The 17,533-nt window shown below is 34.6% G+C and carries 12 protein-coding genes and 1 other annotated feature; of the genes, 10 read left to right on the forward strand and 2 right to left on the reverse strand.

Going from position 1 to position 17,533, the window contains the following annotated elements:
* Nucleotides 1–238: 238 nt before the first annotated feature.
* The gene (locus BKP45_RS11350) at nt 239–1,441 is read left to right on the forward strand and encodes an MDR family MFS transporter (protein WP_071389797.1); all 1,203 of its coding nucleotides are present in this window, start codon (nt 239–241) and stop codon (nt 1,439–1,441) included.
* Between the two features lie 294 nt (nt 1,442–1,735).
* Nucleotides 1,736–1,961 (forward strand) — a binding site (T-box leader).
* Nucleotides 1,962–2,139: 178 nt separating this feature from the next.
* Nucleotides 2,140–4,557 carry a leucine--tRNA ligase gene (leuS, locus tag BKP45_RS11355; RefSeq protein WP_071389798.1) on the forward strand — a complete coding sequence of 806 codons (2,418 nt, stop codon included), beginning with the start codon at nt 2,140–2,142 and terminating at the stop codon, nt 4,555–4,557.
* A 72-nt stretch (nt 4,558–4,629) separates the two neighbouring features.
* Here leuS and BKP45_RS11360 read toward each other — a convergent pair whose 3' ends face one another.
* Nucleotides 4,630–5,892 carry a BaiN/RdsA family NAD(P)/FAD-dependent oxidoreductase gene (locus tag BKP45_RS11360; protein WP_071389799.1) on the reverse strand — a complete coding sequence of 421 codons (1,263 nt, stop codon included), beginning with the start codon at nt 5,890–5,892 and terminating at the stop codon, nt 4,630–4,632.
* A gap of 318 nt (nt 5,893–6,210) precedes the next feature.
* Here BKP45_RS11360 and nikA point away from each other — a divergent pair, with 318 nt between their 5' ends.
* From nikA to BKP45_RS11390, 6 genes are all read left to right on the forward strand, one after another.
* The gene (gene nikA, locus BKP45_RS11365; protein WP_071389800.1) at nt 6,211–7,842 is read left to right on the forward strand and encodes a nickel ABC transporter substrate-binding protein; all 1,632 of its coding nucleotides are present in this window, start codon (nt 6,211–6,213) and stop codon (nt 7,840–7,842) included.
* 226 nt (nt 7,843–8,068) lie between these two features.
* Nucleotides 8,069–9,010 carry a nickel/cobalt ABC transporter permease gene (gene opp1B, locus BKP45_RS11370; protein ID WP_071389801.1) on the forward strand — a complete coding sequence of 314 codons (942 nt, stop codon included), beginning with the start codon at nt 8,069–8,071 and terminating at the stop codon, nt 9,008–9,010.
* On the forward strand, nt 9,007–9,834 hold the full coding sequence (gene opp1C / locus BKP45_RS11375; protein ID WP_071389802.1) for a nickel/cobalt ABC transporter permease: 828 nt from the start codon (nt 9,007–9,009) through the stop codon (nt 9,832–9,834). The genes opp1B and opp1C overlap by 4 nt, the downstream gene beginning before the upstream one ends.
* Nucleotides 9,835–9,851: 17 nt before the next feature.
* On the forward strand, nt 9,852–10,703 hold the full coding sequence (locus tag BKP45_RS11380) for an ABC transporter ATP-binding protein (RefSeq protein WP_071389803.1): 852 nt from the start codon (nt 9,852–9,854) through the stop codon (nt 10,701–10,703).
* Nucleotides 10,687–11,493 (forward strand): ABC transporter ATP-binding protein, encoded by an 807-nt coding sequence (locus tag BKP45_RS11385; protein WP_071389804.1) that lies wholly within the window; start codon nt 10,687–10,689, stop codon nt 11,491–11,493. The genes BKP45_RS11380 and BKP45_RS11385 overlap by 17 nt, the downstream gene beginning before the upstream one ends.
* A gap of 29 nt (nt 11,494–11,522) precedes the next feature.
* Entirely contained in the window at nt 11,523–12,872 is a 1,350-nt protein-coding gene (locus BKP45_RS11390; protein ID WP_245747454.1) for an MATE family efflux transporter, read from the forward strand.
* 108 nt (nt 12,873–12,980) lie between these two features.
* Here BKP45_RS11390 and BKP45_RS23315 read toward each other — a convergent pair whose 3' ends face one another.
* Nucleotides 12,981–13,691, reverse strand: a complete 711-nt coding sequence (locus BKP45_RS23315) for a GntR family transcriptional regulator (protein ID WP_071389805.1) — start codon at nt 13,689–13,691, stop codon at nt 12,981–12,983.
* Nucleotides 13,692–13,871: 180 nt separating this feature from the next.
* On the opposite strand from BKP45_RS23315, the gene BKP45_RS11400 reads away from it, so the two are divergent.
* Both BKP45_RS11400 and BKP45_RS11405 read left to right on the forward strand, forming a co-directional pair.
* Nucleotides 13,872–15,239, forward strand: coding sequence for a 6-phospho-alpha-glucosidase (locus tag BKP45_RS11400; RefSeq protein WP_071389806.1), 1,368 nt, complete (start codon nt 13,872–13,874; stop codon nt 15,237–15,239).
* Nucleotides 15,240–15,330: 91 nt separating this feature from the next.
* Nucleotides 15,331–17,448, forward strand: coding sequence for a glucose PTS transporter subunit IIA (locus tag BKP45_RS11405; protein ID WP_071389807.1), 2,118 nt, complete (start codon nt 15,331–15,333; stop codon nt 17,446–17,448).
* Nucleotides 17,449–17,533: the final 85 nt, after the last annotated feature.

Raw genomic sequence — 17,533 nt, forward strand, 5'->3', positions numbered from 1 at the left:
TTTAGCTTTATTATACTAGAATTATAGTTTTAGGATTGAGGAGAAAACAGAAGATGCCCATTAAAATATAACTCAAAAGGAGCAAAAATTAAGTTTATCGAAAGGAAATTTCGAAAATTAAGATTGGTTTTGGACAGATAAAATATATGAAGTTTTCCTGAAAATATCGTTGCCAAATATAATAAAATGACATACAATTCCTTTAGAGAATCGAAATAAGAGAGAGGTAGAGATAAGTATGCCAAAGGCGTTATGGTTACTAATTATCGGAATGGTAATAAATGTAACTGGCGCTTCTTTTTTATGGCCACTAAATACGATTTATATTCATCAAGAATTAGGTAAGTCGCTCAGTATTGCAGGATTAGTCTTAATGGCTAATGCAGGAGCAGGTGTTATCGGTAATTTAATTGGTGGAAGATTGTTCGATCGAATAGGTGGCTATAAAACCATTTTATTTGGAATTTCCATTACAGTGGTTAGCGCATTTACATTGGTATTTTTTCATAGTTGGAGTTATTATGTTGTTTTATTAATTGGCTTAGGTTTAGGTTCAGGGATTACATACCCATCTATGTACGCAATGGCGGGTTCTGTATGGCCTGAAGGGGGGAGAAAGGCATTTAACTCACTTTATGTAGCGCAAAATGTTGGTGTAGCTACTGGTGCGGCTTTAGGTGGTTTAGTTGCATCCTTTAGATTTGATTATGTTTTTTTAGCAAACGGTATTATGTATATAATTTTCTTTTTTATTGCTTCTATTGGATTTAAGAATATGAAAGCTGATGTAAGTTCGAGAGGACAAACGAGTATATTAGATCAAAGAATGATAGTTGAGAATAAAGCTAAATTTAAGGCTTTATTAATTCTTTGTGTTGGGTTTATTATTTGTTGGATTGCTTATGTACAGTGGGCCTCAACGATATCTGTTCATACACAAGCGCTAGGTATTAGTATTGAACAATATAGTTTAATTTGGACTGTTAACGGAGCTTTAATCGTGTTGGGACAACCTGTTATTAGTACTTTGATTAAAAGATGGTTCCATACTTTAAAGGGACAAATTTATTTTGGTTTAGCTGTATTTATGCTTTCATTTTTTGTATTGGCACAGGCGGAAGTTTTTATCATATTTGTTGTAGCAATGGTTATTTTAACGATAGGAGAAATGTTTGTTTGGCCAGCTGTACCTACGATCGCTCATCAACTAGCACCTAAAGGGAAAGAAGGTTTTTATCAAGGCGTCGTAAATAGTATTGGTACTGGTGGTAGAATGATTGGACCATTTTTGGGTGGGGTAATTGCAGATCTATTTGGGATGCAAGTGTTATTATACAGCTTAATGCTCCTTTTTTCTGTTGGATTTATAAGCACATATTTGTATGATCGCCAACTTAAACCAACTGTTGAGCAGGAGGTTATGATTGCACACAAATCATAGGGACCGTGCTGAAACAAGTGGATTCCAGAGAATGTAAGTAAGATCGTACACAACTGAAGAGAAACGTCCAAAAAACGTAGCGGATCGATCAGAAATTAAGTGTAATGGCGCACAACCGAGTGCAATGATCAAAAATTTAGTGTGCGGCACACTACCTTTAACTACTAAATGATGTAAAAACCTTTCCGTTGTATAAAGTGAAAAAAAATTGTCAACAATTTTAATATTGTATTGACAACCAATCGACAAATTAATACAATACAAACTATGATGTTAAATTAAATAACAAACCAGTGAAATACAATGATGAGGAGTAGTAGTGGAACCTCTTGTATTAGAGAATTGACGGTTGGTGCAAGTCAATCATAGAGAACCATGAACTCGCCTATTAGTTGCAAGAGTGAACCTTAGTAGTTCTTGTCGTTAATCCGCGTTAAGGTGTAAAAGAAGTGAGTGTATCCAACACTAATTTGGGTGGTACCGCGGGAATAATTATGCTTATTAACCTCTCGTCCCTAACGATTACGTTAGTGGTGGGAGGTTTTTTAATACTTTTAGGAAATTAAGAAGCAAGCTAATAATTGATATATAACCATTGGCTTAATGTTTATATTCTTTAATTTTAAGTTATCATTTTATTTACATAGTTAGAATTAAAATTTTTAACAAAAATTCAGAAAAAATAAGGAGGTAGTATAATGTCATTTTCACATCAAGAGATAGAAAAGAAGTGGCAAAATCTCTGGGAAGAAAACAAAACGTACAAAACAGAAGAAGATGAAACAAAAGAAAAATTTTATGCGCTAGATATGTTTCCATATCCATCAGGAGCAGGACTTCACGTAGGGCATCCTGAAGGGTATACAGCAACTGATATCTTATCTAGAATGAAACGAATGCAAGGCTATAACGTTCTTCATCCAATGGGGTGGGATGCTTTCGGTTTACCAGCAGAGCAATTTGCATTAGATACAGGGAAACACCCAAATGAGTTTACACAAACAAATATTGATAATTTCCGACGTCAAATTAAATCATTAGGCTTTTCTTATGATTGGGATCGTGAAGTGAATACAACTGACCCTAATTATTATAAATGGACGCAATGGATTTTTCTTCAGTTATTTAATAAAGGACTAGCTTATGTAGATGAAGTACCTGTAAACTGGTGCCCTGCATTAGGGACAGTTCTTGCAAACGAAGAAGTTATTGATGGAAAAAGTGAGCGTGGTGGGCATCCGGTTGAACGACGCCCAATGAAGCAGTGGATGTTAAAGATCACGGCATATGCGGATCGTTTGTTAGAAGATTTAGAGGAACTTGATTGGCCTGAAAGCATTAAAGATATGCAGCGCAATTGGATTGGTCGATCTGAAGGTGCGGAAATAAATTTTGCAATAGAGGATCACGATCAGGAATTTACCGTTTTTACAACGAGACCTGATACGTTGTTTGGAGCAACATATGCAGTTTTTGCGCCAGAACATAAATTAGTAGACAAAATAACAACTGCAGAACAAAAAGATGAAGTTGAAGCATATAAAAAGAAAGTTTCAACAAAAAGCGACTTAGAGCGAACTGAACTTTCAAAAGAAAAAACAGGTGTTTTTACAGGGGCATATGCGATTAATCCTGTAAATGGTGCTAAGTTACCGATATGGATTGCCGACTACGTATTATCTACATATGGTTCAGGAGCGATCATGGCTGTTCCAGCACATGATGAGCGTGATTATGAATTTGCACGTACGTTTGAGTTACCAATTATCGAGGTTGTTTCTGGTGGAAATGTAGAAGAAGAAGCCTTTACAGGAGATGGAACTCTTGTAAATTCCGATTTCTTAAATGGATTAAATAAAAAACAAGCGATTGGAAAAATGATCGAATGGCTTGAAGCGGAAGGTAAAGGAACGAAGAAAGTAACGTATCGCTTGCGGGACTGGTTATTTAGCCGCCAACGTTATTGGGGTGAGCCTATTCCAGTTATTCATCTAGAAGATGGTACGATGAAGGCCGTTCCAGAAAGTGAACTTCCATTAGCCCTACCAGAAATGGATGAAATTAAACCATCAGGAACTGGAGAGTCTCCACTAGCAAATGCTAAAGAGTGGTTACATGTAATAGATCCAGAAACAGGGTTGAAAGGTCGTCGTGAAACGAATACAATGCCGCAATGGGCAGGGAGCTGCTGGTATTATCTTCGTTTTATTGACCCACATAATACAGAAGCGCTTGCTGATCCAGAAAAATTAAAAAAATGGCTCCCAATCGACATTTATATTGGTGGCGCTGAGCATGCAGTTCTTCATCTTCTTTATGCACGTTTTTGGCACAAAGTTCTTTACGATATTGGGGTTGTCCCTACAAAAGAACCATTCCAAAAGCTGTATAACCAAGGTATGATTTTAGGTGAAAATAATGAAAAAATGAGTAAGTCAAAAGGAAATGTTGTCAATCCAGATGATATTGTTTCAAGTCATGGTGCTGACACACTTCGTTTATATGAAATGTTCATGGGACCACTAGATGCTTCAATTGCTTGGAGTGAAAATGGCTTGGATGGTGCAAGGCGTTTCTTAGATAGAATTTGGCGCCTATTTATTACTGATGAAGGAAAATTGAACCCGGCAATTAGTGATGTCGAAGGATCTGAAAGTTTCCAACGTATGTATCACCAAACTGTGAAAAAAGTTTCTGATGACTTTGCTGGTTTACGATTTAACGTAGGAATTTCACAACTTATGGTATTTATTAACGATGCATATAAGCAAAAGGAATTACCAAAAACGTTAATGGAAGGTTTTGTGAAGCTGCTTTCTCCAGTGGCGCCACATCTTGGTGAAGAACTATGGGAGAAATTGGGTTATACTTCCACAATTAGTTATGAGTCTTGGCCAACATATGATGAGAATATGCTTGTAGAAGCGGAAATTGAAATTGTTGTTCAAGTAAATGGAAAATTAAAAGCCAAGATCTCTATTCCAAAAGATGCTAGCCGAGAAGATATGGAGCAATTGGCTAAGAATGATGAAAAAATTCAAGAAGAACTTGAGGGAAAAACAATTCGTAAAGTCATTGCAGTACCTAATAAGCTTGTCAATTTTGTGGCTAACTAATAGAAAACCGACTACCACTTTTGGTAGTCGGTTTTCATGTTTTTCAAGTATGTCAATTTTCATTGTATATGCTTATTCTAAACTACTTTCCGCAGCTCCTTTGCCAGCTGTATAACCTGTGGAAAAGGCAACGGTTATATTATATCCACCAGTATACCCGTGGATATCTAACACCTCTCCACAAAAAAATAGTCCATTCATAAGTTTTGATTCCATTGTTTTCGGATTTACTTCTTTAACTGAAACCCCCCCACCAGTTACAAAAGCTTTTTCTAATGGTAATGTTCCATTTACAGTAAAGGTGAAGCCTTTTATTAATTTGGACAATTGACGAAGCGCATCGTTCGAAACATTAGCAAATGTTGAGTTACCATCAATCCCAGTTTTTTCTAAGTAAAAGTGAAGTAAGCGTTCTGGAATATATCCTTTTAAACTGTTTTTAATCGATTTTTTTTCTGATTGTTTAGCAATTGCATTAATTTCTTGAAAGATATCTTCCGCTGATTTTTGAGGAAAAAGGTCAAGACTCATGTTAATGTAATCAGCAGAAAATTTCTTCAACGCTTTCACCACATATTGGCTACAGCGTAGTGAAATTGGTCCAGATATACCGAAGTGAGTAAAGATCATGTCACCGTCGTGATGGATGATTGTTTTGCCTTTAGGGTTAATCACAGACAAACGAACGTCACGTAAAGACAAACCTTGTAACAGTTTATTTTTAATAAAAATTTCGTTTGAAGTTATTGGAACTTCGGTGGGAAAGAGGTCCGTTATCGTGTGTCCGGCTTTCCGAGCCCACGGATAGCCGTCACCAGTGCTTCCTGTATGAGGTACACTTTTCCCACCAACGGCGATAATTACAGACTTTGTTGAAAGTATCTTACCATTGTTCAACTTTATAGCATTCACTCTTCCATCTTCATAAAGAACATCTTTTACTGGTGTGTTTGTAAATATTTGGACCTTTAAATTTCGTAATTTTTCTAATAAACTCTCCACCACCGTACTCGCTTTGTCACTTACTGGAAACATTCGACCTCGGTCTTCTTCTTTTAATTTAATCCCTAGTTTTTCGAAAAAATTTATAATATCTTCATTGTTAAAGACAGAAAAAGGACTATACATAAATCGTCCATTCCCTGGTATATGTGCTATTAGTTCTTTTTCATCCATTCGATTCGTGACATTACAACGCCCCCCACCAGAAATAGCGAGCTTACGACCAAGTTTATCTCCTTTATCTATAAGGATTACTTTTGCTCCGTGTTCACTAGCAGAAATTGCAGCCATAAGACCAGATGGTCCACCACCAATTACTACCACATCATACATACGTATACACCTACTTATTCATTCAAATTAACTTACGTATTATAACATAGTATTGGCCATGTTATAGAAGTTCAAAAGTGAATTTTTCACAAATTGTTCATTGACACCAATATTTACTATTTCATATAATCTCTTTAGACTTATATGAAAATGATTATCATTATTGTTTACTAACGTAGGAATGGTGTTAACTACATATTTTTTGATCAAATAGCTTAATTAAACCTTAGTCTACCTTTTTTGGAAGTGTCATTTTCTTATTATTTCTATTAAATTTACGAAATATGAAAACTTAATTTAAGAGGGGAACTGAACAATATGAAAAAAAGATTATCGACCATTGTTATTTTATTAGCTTTATTATGTTTAAGTTTATTTGTTGTAGGATGCCAATCTTCTAGTAATGAAGCTAGTAAAGAGCAGGAAGAAAATAAAAATAATATTTCAACAGAAGAAGTAAAAAATGAGTTGATTTTTGCTAACTTTAGAGATATTCGTGATTTAAATCCGCATTTGTACGGTGGGGAGCTTTACGCGCAAAATATGCTGTATGAATCTTTAGTTAAAGTTACGGAAAATGGAATAGAACCATGGTTGGCTGAGCGTTGGAAAATTAGCGAAGATGGTAAAGAGTATACGTTTTTTCTAAGAAAGGATGTAACGTTCCATGACGGAGAAAAATTCAATGCAGATGCTGCAAAAGCAAATATTGATGCGATATTAGATAACATCGAAAGACACGGTTGGTTAGAGTTAGTAAGGCTTATGGAAAAAGTAGAAATCGTTGATGAATATACATTACAAATTGTAATGAGTGAACCTTATTACCCTATGTTGACAGAGTTAGCGGTAACAAGACCTTTCAGATTTATTTCTCCAAATGCAATGATTGATGGAACGACAAAAGATGGTGTTAGTGAGTATTTTGGTACAGGTCCATATGTTCTTACAGAAAATAAACAAGATGAATATGCTGTATTTTCTGTTAATGAAGATTATTGGGGAGAAAAACCTACTATTGAAAAGATTACTGTAAAAGTAATTCCTGATAATCAAACGAGGGTAATGGCATTGCAAAACGGTGAAATTGACATGATTTATGGAAAAAATATGATTGATGCAGAGTCATTTACGATGTTAGAAGGAAATTCAAATTTTGAAACGATTATGTCAGAACCGATTTCGTCCAGAATAATCCTACTTAACACAACAAATTCAATTTTAAATGATGTAAACGTTAGAAAGGCTTTACAACATGCAGTAAGTAAAGAAGCGATTTCTGAAGGAATATTCAACGGAAGTGAAGCACCTGCCGATACATTACTTGCTAAAACCGTACCTTACGCAAATATTGATCTAAAGCCATATGCGTTCGATAAAGAGATAGCAGAGCAGTTATTAGAAGAAGCAGGTTGGGAAAAAGTAGAGGGGCAATCGTTGAGACAAAAAGATGGAGAAGTTTTACAACTTCAATTGCACTATAACAATGATGCAGTGGCTGAAAAATCGATTGGAGAATTTATGCAAAGTGAATTAGCTTCTATCGGTATTGGGCTAGAGATAATTGGAGAAGAAGAACAATCTTATAGAGACAGACAAAAAGCAGGTAATTTTGATATTATTTTTGATATTTCATGGGGCACACCTTATGATCCACAGTCCTTTTTAGCTGGTATGAAGCTTCCTGTATACGGAGATTATTATGCACAGCAAGGGCTTGAACAAAAGCCACAAATTGATGAGAGTATAACGAATGCTCTAATAGCAACGGATGAAGAAGAAAGGCAGGAACTGTATACTTATATACTAACGACACTGCATGAAGAGGCTGTTTACATTCCGCTTACTTATGAAAGAAATAGAGCAGTTTTTAGGCAAGATTTAAAAAATGTAACATTCAATCCTTCTCAATTTGAAATCCCATTTGAAAAAATGTATTTTGGGGAGTAGAACTCTTGGTGCATTTAATGTTTATTTCTGAATGTGAGTTATATAAAGATTATATCTAACATTCATGTAGAGTTATAAGGTTACCTAAATTTCGATTTCCATAATTTGAGTTGGAGTTAGGGTGAAATTAGAAAAAACACAAAAAGTCAAACTTTTGCTTTGCGAAAGTTTGACTTTACGTGTATTTAAAACACTCAGATAAAAAAGTAGGAGACAATATGAAAAAATGAAAAACTATATAATTAAGAGAATAGTTTCGATCATCCCTATTATTTTTGCTATAACTTTTTTAGCATTTATCTTAATAAACATCGTTCCCTCTGACCCTGCTGAAGTTGCGATAAGGGTAAATGATGCAGTCGCTACTCCAGAAGCTATTGAGATTACAAGGGCAGAGCTTGGACTTGATGATCCTTTTTTTGTAAGGTATTATAATTGGTTAAGAAAAAGCGTGCAACTTGATTTTGGGAATTCTTATATTAGTAAGAAGCCTGTTTTAGATGAACTCCTTAGAGTCCTACCGGCAACAATACAGCTCGCACTTGCTTCTTTAGTAATTATTATCATTATCAGTATTCCAATAGGTGTTCTTAGCGCAGTTTATAAAGATAGTTTGTTTGACAAAGGTGTTAGAAGCATTGTTTTTATTGGGACGGCAATGCCTAATTATTGGATTGGTTTACTGTTAATTTGGTTATTTTCAGTAAAGTTAAATCTTCTACCGACAAGTGGTAAAGGAGATATTAAACATTTGATTCTTCCATCTATCACTTTGTCATTAACATATATTTCTATATATATTCGTTTGATTAGAAATAATATGCTTGAAAATATGAGGGAGAACTATGTATTATATGCAAATGTTCGCGGATTAAGGCAGAGGAGTATTGTTTTAAAACATATCCTAAAAAATTCAATCCATTCCTGTATTACAGCATTTGGTATGAGTATTGCACAACTCATTGCTGGTACGTTTGTTATCGAAAGTATTTTTGCGTGGCCTGGTATTGGTATGCTCTGTATTTCAGCAATTTTTAATAGGGATTATCCGGTCATTCAAGCCTATATACTTATGATGGCTTTTATCTTTATTATCTGTAATCTCGTTGTGGATATTATTAATTATTATATTGATCCGAGAATGAGGAAAGGAATCGATGCAAAATGATTCATCTTCTGAAAAAGCTAGTAAAAGATAAAATAGCTTTGATCTGTCTGACTTTATTGATCATCACCATATTTGTTGGTGTTTTTGCACCACTTATAGTCGTTAACGATCCAAATCTAGTAAATATAATTAATAAATTTGCAAAGCCGTCCTTAAACTATCCGTTAGGTACAGATCACTTAGGGAGATGTATTTTATCTAGATTAATTTTTGGTGTAAGAACAACTATTTTCCTAGCATTACTAACCATGTTAGCAACTATTTTTATTGGTGTGGTTTTAGGTATTATTTCTGGTTACTTTAAAGGGAAAATTGATGAAATATTGATGCGGATTTGTGATGTGATGCTTTCGTTTCCTAGTCAAGTGATGATATTGGCGATTGTTGGTATGTTAGGACCTGGGATTTTTAATGTTATAGTAGCTAATATTATCGTTAAATGGGCTTGGTATACGAGAATGATCCGTGGCATCGTTTTAAAAGCAAGTGAAAGTAATTATATCCTTTACTCAAAAGCAGTAGGAACGAGTACACCATTTATTCTTGCGAAACACATACTACCTAGTAGTCTTTCGCAAATTATCATACTTGCAACCTTGGATACAGGTTGGGTAATTCTTAACATTTCTGCGCTCTCTTTTTTAGGTTTAGGAGTTCAACCACCTACAGCAGAATGGGGAAGTATGTTAAGTGAAGCTAGAAATGTCTTAATGAGTCACCCCACGCAAATGTTAGCTCCTGGTATAGCGATTTTAGTAGTTGTTGCAGCATTTAATTATTTAGGTGATAGTTTAAGGGATGTGCTAGATCCAAAAGATGCGTAGGAAGGGGTTTCTTAATCATGAATAATCTACTAAAGATTGAAAATTTAACCGTAGAATTAAAAAGAGATAAACAAATAAATCGTATTATTAATAATATATCATTTGATTTAAAAGAAAACTCTTGCCTAGGGATTGTCGGAGAGAGTGGAAGTGGAAAAAGTATGACTTGTAAAGCAATTATGGGGTTATTGGATCAGAGCTTTCATGTTCAAGGCGAAGCTCATTTTAATGGTCGTAGCTTGTTGAGTATGAATAAAGAAGATTTGAGACGTGTAAGGGGAAAGGAAATAGGTATGATACTACAAAATCCAATGACAGCATTTAATCCTTTATACACGATTGGAAATCAAATTATTGAAACATTAAGAGAACATGTTTCCATCTCAAAAAAAGAAGCATTGACAATAGCTATTAATACATTAGAGAAAATGAAATTAAAAAACCCTCAAAACCTTTTAGAAAAATATCCACATCAATTAAGCGGTGGAATGTTACAAAGAGTGATGATCGGGATTGCAATTGCCTTGAAACCAAAGTTAATTATTGCAGATGAACCTACTACTGCATTAGACTCTATTACACAATTCGAGGTTATTAATGAACTTATAAATGTTCGAAAGCATTTTAATACTTCGATAATTATCATTTCTCATGATCTAGGAGTAATTTCAAAGTTAGCAGATCATGTACTTGTATTAAACGGTGGTCAGATGGTTGAATATGGAGAGTTAAAAAACATTTTTACAAACCCACAACATGAGCATACAAAATACTTAATTCATACGAAAATAGCCATGATGAAAAGGTATCATCAAGTATTGAATAGAGGATATATAGAGGAGTCTAAAATTAATGCTACTGGAAGTTAAAGATATTTATAAAAGCTATCCAAAAGAATCTAATATACTATTTAAAAAAACGAAAATTGACGTTTTATCAGAAGTTTCATTTGAATTAAATGAAGGTGAATGTTTGGGAATTATTGGAGAGAGTGGTAGTGGGAAAAGTACACTTGGAAAAATCATCATCGGTCTTGAAAAGCCAAGTACCGGTAATGTCTATCTTGAAGGGAAAGATATATTTAAGTTTAAATCATATAAAGAACAAGTGAAGATGAGAAGGGATCTAAGTGTTGTTTTTCAAGACTACACTTCTTCGGTAAATCCTAGATTTACAGTTTTTGATATAATTGCTGAACCATTATGTATCATCAGTAAGCCTGATAAGCAACAATTAATTAAAAAAATTACAACATTACTAGATAAAGTCGGGCTGAGTATAACTTATTTACATAGGTATCCCCATGAGTTAAGTGGAGGTCAGCTACAACGCGTATGTATTGCTCGAGCGATAGCTACAAATCCAAAATTTATAGTATTGGATGAAGCGATAAGTTCTTTAGATGTTTCAATTCAGAAACAAATTCTAGATCTACTTATCGAATTAAAGCAAGAATATAAATTATCATATGTATTTATAACGCATGATTTAACTGCCATTACTTATATATGTGATCGAGTGATGTTTTTGAAGGATGGAAGGGTTGTTGAACGAGTTGAAGAAATTCATGAATTATCTAATATTAAACATGAATATTCAAAGAGATTGTTAAACGCTGTATTAGATATTGAATGTCATAATAAAGTGATTTCGATATAGAATTTTAAAAAATAGTTAGGAGATATTTTATGCAAAAAGAAGCTTTGAATTCAAATGCTTGTATTACATGGAAACAGTACTTGGCATTAGTAGTTCCGATTACATTGGCGGCTGTAACTACGCCTCTTTTGGGTGCGGTTGATACAGCGGTGGTAGGGCGGATGCCTGATCCCTCTTACATTGGAGGGGTTGCGATAGGTACACTAATTTTCAATACCATTTATTGGCTTCTCGGATTTTTAAAAGTAGGTACATCAGGATTTACGGCTCAAGCTAGCGGTAATCAAAATCAGCAAGAATTAATTTCAGCTTTTATTCGACCAGCTTTTTTAGCGATATGTTTTGGTGTACTATTTATCATTTTACAAATTCCGATAGAAAAGACAGCTTTTCTCTTAATCGAATCAACTCCGTTAGTAGAGAAAATGGCATCTGATTACTTTTCAATACGAATTTGGGGAGCACCATTTGCTTTATTAAATTACTGTATTTTAGGGTGGTTAATAGGTTCTTCAAGAGTAAAGATTTCATTAGCATTACAGTTATATATGAATATAAGCAATATTATTTTAAGTATTTTACTTGTTCTTGTATTTCATTTCGGCGTGAAAGGAGTAGCATTTGCGACACTATTTTCTGAAGTTAGTACAGTTATCATCGGTTTAGTCATATTAAAAAAGCTAAATGTTTTTTCTTTATCTTATTTCAAATCAGGTGCACTTTTTGATAAAACAAAATTTATGGCCATGTTAAAAATGAACCGTGATTTATTTATTCGTACCGTTTGTTTGCTAACTGTATTTGGCTTTTTTACTGCCAGAGGTTCAGCAATGGGAGTGGAAATTTTAGCTGCTAATGCTATTTTATTTCAAATCCATTATTTAATAGCCTATATGTATGACGGACTTGCAGGTGCAAATAGTATTTTAACAGGCAAAGCAATCGGCCAACAAAATTACCTCCTATTTAAACAAACGAAGAAAATGTCGTTTGTTTGCGGTTTTGCCTTGTCGACATGTATCTTTTTCCTCCTCTTACTATTTAGAGATCCTTTCGTATATCTTTTTACCACATTAGATAGTTTGAAAGAACTCGCGGTAGATTATTATTTCTGGATTTTACTTTATCCATTTGTTACCTTTTGGGGATTGTTGTTATATGGAATGTTCACAGGAGCTACTGAAGGGGTACCGATCCGAAATTCGACTGTATTTGCACTATTATTATTTTTCCTTGTCTATACAATAAGCTTTCCTTCCATGCAAAACCATGGTTTGTGGCTAGCGTTTTTGGCATTTAGCTTCGGACGTACATTGTTCTTAGGTGCATATACTTCCCGATTATATGATAAGTTAAAGAAGGTATGTGCAGCTGCATAGCTATATTTAGAGATAGAAATTATTTAACCCCATTGCTTATTTTAGTAATGGGGTTATTTGCATTAGCTGTTCTTTAGCTTAAAAGGGAATTATCTCCTATAAAGAAACTCAACGATTAGCAACAATTTTAAATTTATATTCGTCACTTTTAAAGAACAATTCGCTATATTCAAATACTTCACCAGTTTGTAATGTTGACCATAATTTTACTTTTAGAATGGGAATAGCTTCTTTCAAATTAAGGAGATTTGTTACAGCTTCATCTGGAATGATAGGGATAATCTCTTGAAAGCTTTGTTTTATTTTCCAATTTTTGTTCTCTTCAATAAACTTATATTTTGATCCTTGCATGATCTCGTAAGAAAGGTCAGGAAAAAGCTTCACTGGTAAATATGTATTTTCTAACACTAGTGGAACTCCATCAACATAACGTAATCTACTGACAAAAAAAGTAGGTTCTTCTTCATCTATTTGTAAGATTTTCTGAATTGAGTCACTAGGAATTTTCATTTCATATTTTATTATCTTGTTTTCAGTTATTTTTTTTAGGGTTGCCATTTCTTCAGTAAAACCTTGCAGACGGAATATGTCATGTTCAATTTTTCTTTCTTTTACATATGTTCCGCTTCCCTGTACTTTTTCTAATAATTCTTGACTAACTAATAGATCAATGGCTTGTCTAATGGTGACACGACTAACATTGTAAGTTTCAGCTAGTTTATTCTCAGATGGAATTGCATCGCCAGAAGCTAAATTCCCTTCTAAGATTTCTTTCTTTAACCTTTTCGCAATTTGTTTATATAACGGCGAAGAATTCACTCATTAGCTCACTCCTTTATCAAAACATCCTACTACTATCATAACCTATTTATACGTAACTTCAACTTTTTTATAAAATAAGCGTTGACCTTGTATTTAATTTGTATTAAAGTTATGTCATACGAGATAAAACAAATACAATACAACTTTGTAAACGTATTAAAAATTAGGAGGATGAACATGAAAAAACAAAATTTAGTAGTTGTTGGTGCAGGTAGTACGTATACTCCGGGTATGATTATGAGTTTAATTGAGGAAAAGAAAAACTTCCCATTAAAAAGCATCACATTCTATGATACAAATGCAGAAAGACAAGAGAAAGTTGCTAAAGCTTGTGAAATTATCCTTAAAGAAAAATATCCAGAGCTTGAGTCGTTCCATTATACAATTAGTAAAGAAGAAGCTTTCACAGATGTTGATTTTGCTTTCGTACAAATTCGTACAGGTGGACTAGCGATGCGTGAGAAAGATGAGCAAATCCCATTAAGCCATGGTTGTGTTGGTCAAGAAACATGTGGACCAGGTGGAATGGGGTACGGTCTACGCTCAATTGGTGATATGATCCAGCTAATTAAGGAGATCCGTCAATACTCTCCAGAAGCATGGATTTTAAATTATACAAATCCAGCGGCCATTGTTGCTGAAGCACTGCGTAGAGCTTTCCCAGAAGATAAGAAGATCCTTAACATTTGTGATATGCCAGCGGCGATTATGGTTAGTTATGCTAGTATCTTAAAGAAAGAAATTTGGGACCTTGTTCCAGAATACTTCGGTTTAAACCACTTTGGTTGGTTTACGAAAATGTATGATAAAGAAGGAAATGACTTAACAGATGAAATTAAAAACCACATCTTAAATAAAGGGTTTTTACCTGAAGATTCTGAGATTGTTAATGATCCATCTTGGATTAAAACCTTTAAACAAGTGAAAACAATGCTAACAGATTTCCCAGAGTATTTACCAAATACGTATTTACAATACTACTTGTATCCAAGTGATATGGTAAGTAAAGAAGATGTATCTAATACAAGAGCTAGACAAGTTATTAATGGTCGTGAGCAACGTGTTCATCAATTATGTGATGGCATTATTGCGAATGGTACAACTGAAGGTGCTCATTTAGAAGTTGACATTCACGGTTGCTACATGATCCGTGTAGCTGCATCTTTAGCTTACAATAACGGTGATATTTTTATTGTTATCGTTGAGAACAATGGTATTATTTCAAATCTTCAAGATGATGCGATGGTTGAAGTTCCAGCAATGCTGACAAACCGTGGTCCAAAGCCATTTGCAGTTGGAAAAATCCCAACATTCTATAAAGGAATGATTGAAGGCCAACTTGCGTACGAAAAACTTGTTGTCGATGCGTACTTTGAAAATGACTATAACAAAGCGTTACAAGCATTAACGTTAAACCGTACGGTTGTAGATGCGCCTGTAGCAAGAAACATTCTTGACGATCTAATTGCTGCCAATGAGAACTACTGGCCAGAGTTAAAAAAAGAACGTGAATTAGCTACTGATAAGGACCTTACATTAGTTTAATAATGAAAACTCTCTTCTTATGTTCTACAAGAAGAGAGTAACCCATTTTTGTTCGAAAGATTAATGAAAGCGTTTAAGGAGGAGAAGTAATTTGAAAATTGATTTTAGTAGTCTTCAAAAGTTTGGTAAAGCCTTAATGGTTCCAGTTGCTTTACTACCGGCTGCCGGAATTTTGTTAGGGATTGGTGCTGCTTTAACTGGTCCATTGGCTCAAAATGTACAATTTTTACAAAATCCAGTAATTGCTCAAATAAGTGCTGGTATGTTACAGGTTGGTATTAGCTTGTTCGTTAACCTACCGATTATTTTTGCACTAGGTATTGCCATTGGTTTAACAGGTGGCTCGGGTATTGCTGCACTTGCTGCTTTACTTGGTTACCTTATTATGAACACAACTATTTCATTTGTCTTAGGGATTACACCAGAAATGGCTGCAACAAGTGGCGAATATGGAATGGCATTAGGGATTCCGACACTTGAAACCGGAGTTCTTGGTGGTATCGTTGTTGGATTTTTAGCTGTTTATATTTATAGGAAGTTTCATAAGTTCCAACCACCTGAGATGCTTGGTTTCTTTGCAGGTGACCGTTCTGTCGGTATTTTCATGGTATTTGCTTCAATTATTCTAGCGTTTGCGATGATGATCGTTTGGCCACCAATTCAAAGTGGAATTAATGCTGTTGCAAACATTATCGCTACTGATGCAACAAATCCAGCTTATGTTGGTTTGTATGGTGCGCTTGAACGTTTACTGATCCCAACTGGTCTTCACCATATCTGGTATGCACCATTTTTATGGACGGGCTTAGGTGGTACGACTGAAGTTGCAGGTCAACTAGTTTCAGGTGACCAATATATTTTCTTAGCACAAATTGCTGCTGGTGTTGAAGTAACAGCAGGGCGCTTTATGGCAGGGAAATTCCCTATCATTATGTTTGGTTTATTAGGAGCAGCACTTGCGATGTACAAGCGTGCAGACGCTGATAAAAAGCCGGTTGTTAAAGGGATGTTAATTGCAGCAGCAGGTACGGCATTTTTAACTGGTATTACTGAACCAATTGAATTTACGTTCTTATTTGTTGCTCCGTTCTTATACGTATTTCATTCTTTATTAACAGGTATTTCATATGCTCTTACGTATATGCTTGACGTTCACCTTGGATGGGCAGGTGGTTCAGGATTTATCGATTATATTCTTGTTAACGTTCTGCCAGGTACACCAAATTGGTGGATGAACATTGTTTTAGGTGCTATGTTCTTTGCGATTTACTACTTCTCGTTTAGTTTTGTTATTAAAAAGTGGGATATTGCAACACCTGGACGTGGCGGACAGGAAGCAAAGCTATTCACTAGAAAAGACTATAATGCAAAAAAAGATGGGTCTAAATCTAGTAAAGAAGAGAGAAATAAAGAAATTGCTTTGCATACAATTGTAGCCTTAGGTGGTCCTGAAAACCTTGTTCATGTTGATGCTTGTTTTACTCGCCTACGAGTAGAAGTTCGTAAAATTGAACTTGTTGATGAGAATTTATTAAAACAATTAGGTGCAGCCGGTGTTGTGAAAATAAAAAATAACATTCAAGTAATCTTTGGAGGAAATTCTGATCTTTATAAAAATGAAATTAATGAATTACTTCAATCCCAAAATTTACAAGAAGAGCTTAATCAATTTACAGAAGATGTGGCTTCAACAACAGAAAACCAGGAAGAAGTAAAACAAAATACATCTTTTCAAGCAGATGAGATAGCTATACCAATAAAAGGGAAATTATTACCTATTACTGAAGTTCCAGATGCAGTTTTTTCCGAAAAAATGATGGGTGATGGATTTGCGATCGTACCAAAGGATGGAACAGTAATTTCTCCTGTAAAGGGAAAAATTTTAAACATCTTCCCTACAAAACATGCAATTGGTATACAAGCTGATAACGGCTTAGAAGTTTTGATTCATGTAGGTCTTGATACAGTTAAATTAAATGGAGAAGGTTTCGAGTTGTTTGTTGAAAAAGGACAAGAGGTTAACCAAGGTCAAAAACTATTAAATGTTGATCTCGACTACATCAATAAACATGCAACCTCAATCATAACACCAATTTTATTTATGAATTTAAAGGAAAACGAGATGGTCTTCGTTGAAAAGAGTGGCGATGTTGAAGCTCACGAATTAAATAGAATTAAGATTAAGTCAGTCGAACAAAAAGGAGCATAACCAAATATGGTGTGACACCATATTTGGACAAAATGCTAATATGTCTGACATTACCAAAAAAAGCTACCGCATTTCGGTGGCTTTT

It is taken from the genome of Anaerobacillus alkalidiazotrophicus, assembly GCF_001866055.1.

Coding starts and splice junctions, on each gene's coding strand:
- BKP45_RS11360 (WP_071389799.1), bottom strand. CDS start 5,892: ATGTATGATGTGGTAGTAATTGGTGGTGGACCATCTGGTCTTATGGCT.
- leuS (WP_071389798.1), top strand. CDS start 2,140: ATGTCATTTTCACATCAAGAGATAGAAAAGAAGTGGCAAAATCTCTGG.
- BKP45_RS11380 (WP_071389803.1), top strand. CDS start 9,852: ATGAATAATCTACTAAAGATTGAAAATTTAACCGTAGAATTAAAAAGA.
- opp1C (WP_071389802.1), top strand. CDS start 9,007: ATGATTCATCTTCTGAAAAAGCTAGTAAAAGATAAAATAGCTTTGATC.
- opp1B (WP_071389801.1), top strand. CDS start 8,069: ATGAAAAACTATATAATTAAGAGAATAGTTTCGATCATCCCTATTATT.
- BKP45_RS11350 (WP_071389797.1), top strand. CDS start 239: ATGCCAAAGGCGTTATGGTTACTAATTATCGGAATGGTAATAAATGTA.
- nikA (WP_071389800.1), top strand. CDS start 6,211: ATGAAAAAAAGATTATCGACCATTGTTATTTTATTAGCTTTATTATGT.
- BKP45_RS11390 (WP_245747454.1), top strand. CDS start 11,523: ATGCAAAAAGAAGCTTTGAATTCAAATGCTTGTATTACATGGAAACAG.
- BKP45_RS11400 (WP_071389806.1), top strand. CDS start 13,872: ATGAAAAAACAAAATTTAGTAGTTGTTGGTGCAGGTAGTACGTATACT.
- BKP45_RS11385 (WP_071389804.1), top strand. CDS start 10,687: ATGCTACTGGAAGTTAAAGATATTTATAAAAGCTATCCAAAAGAATCT.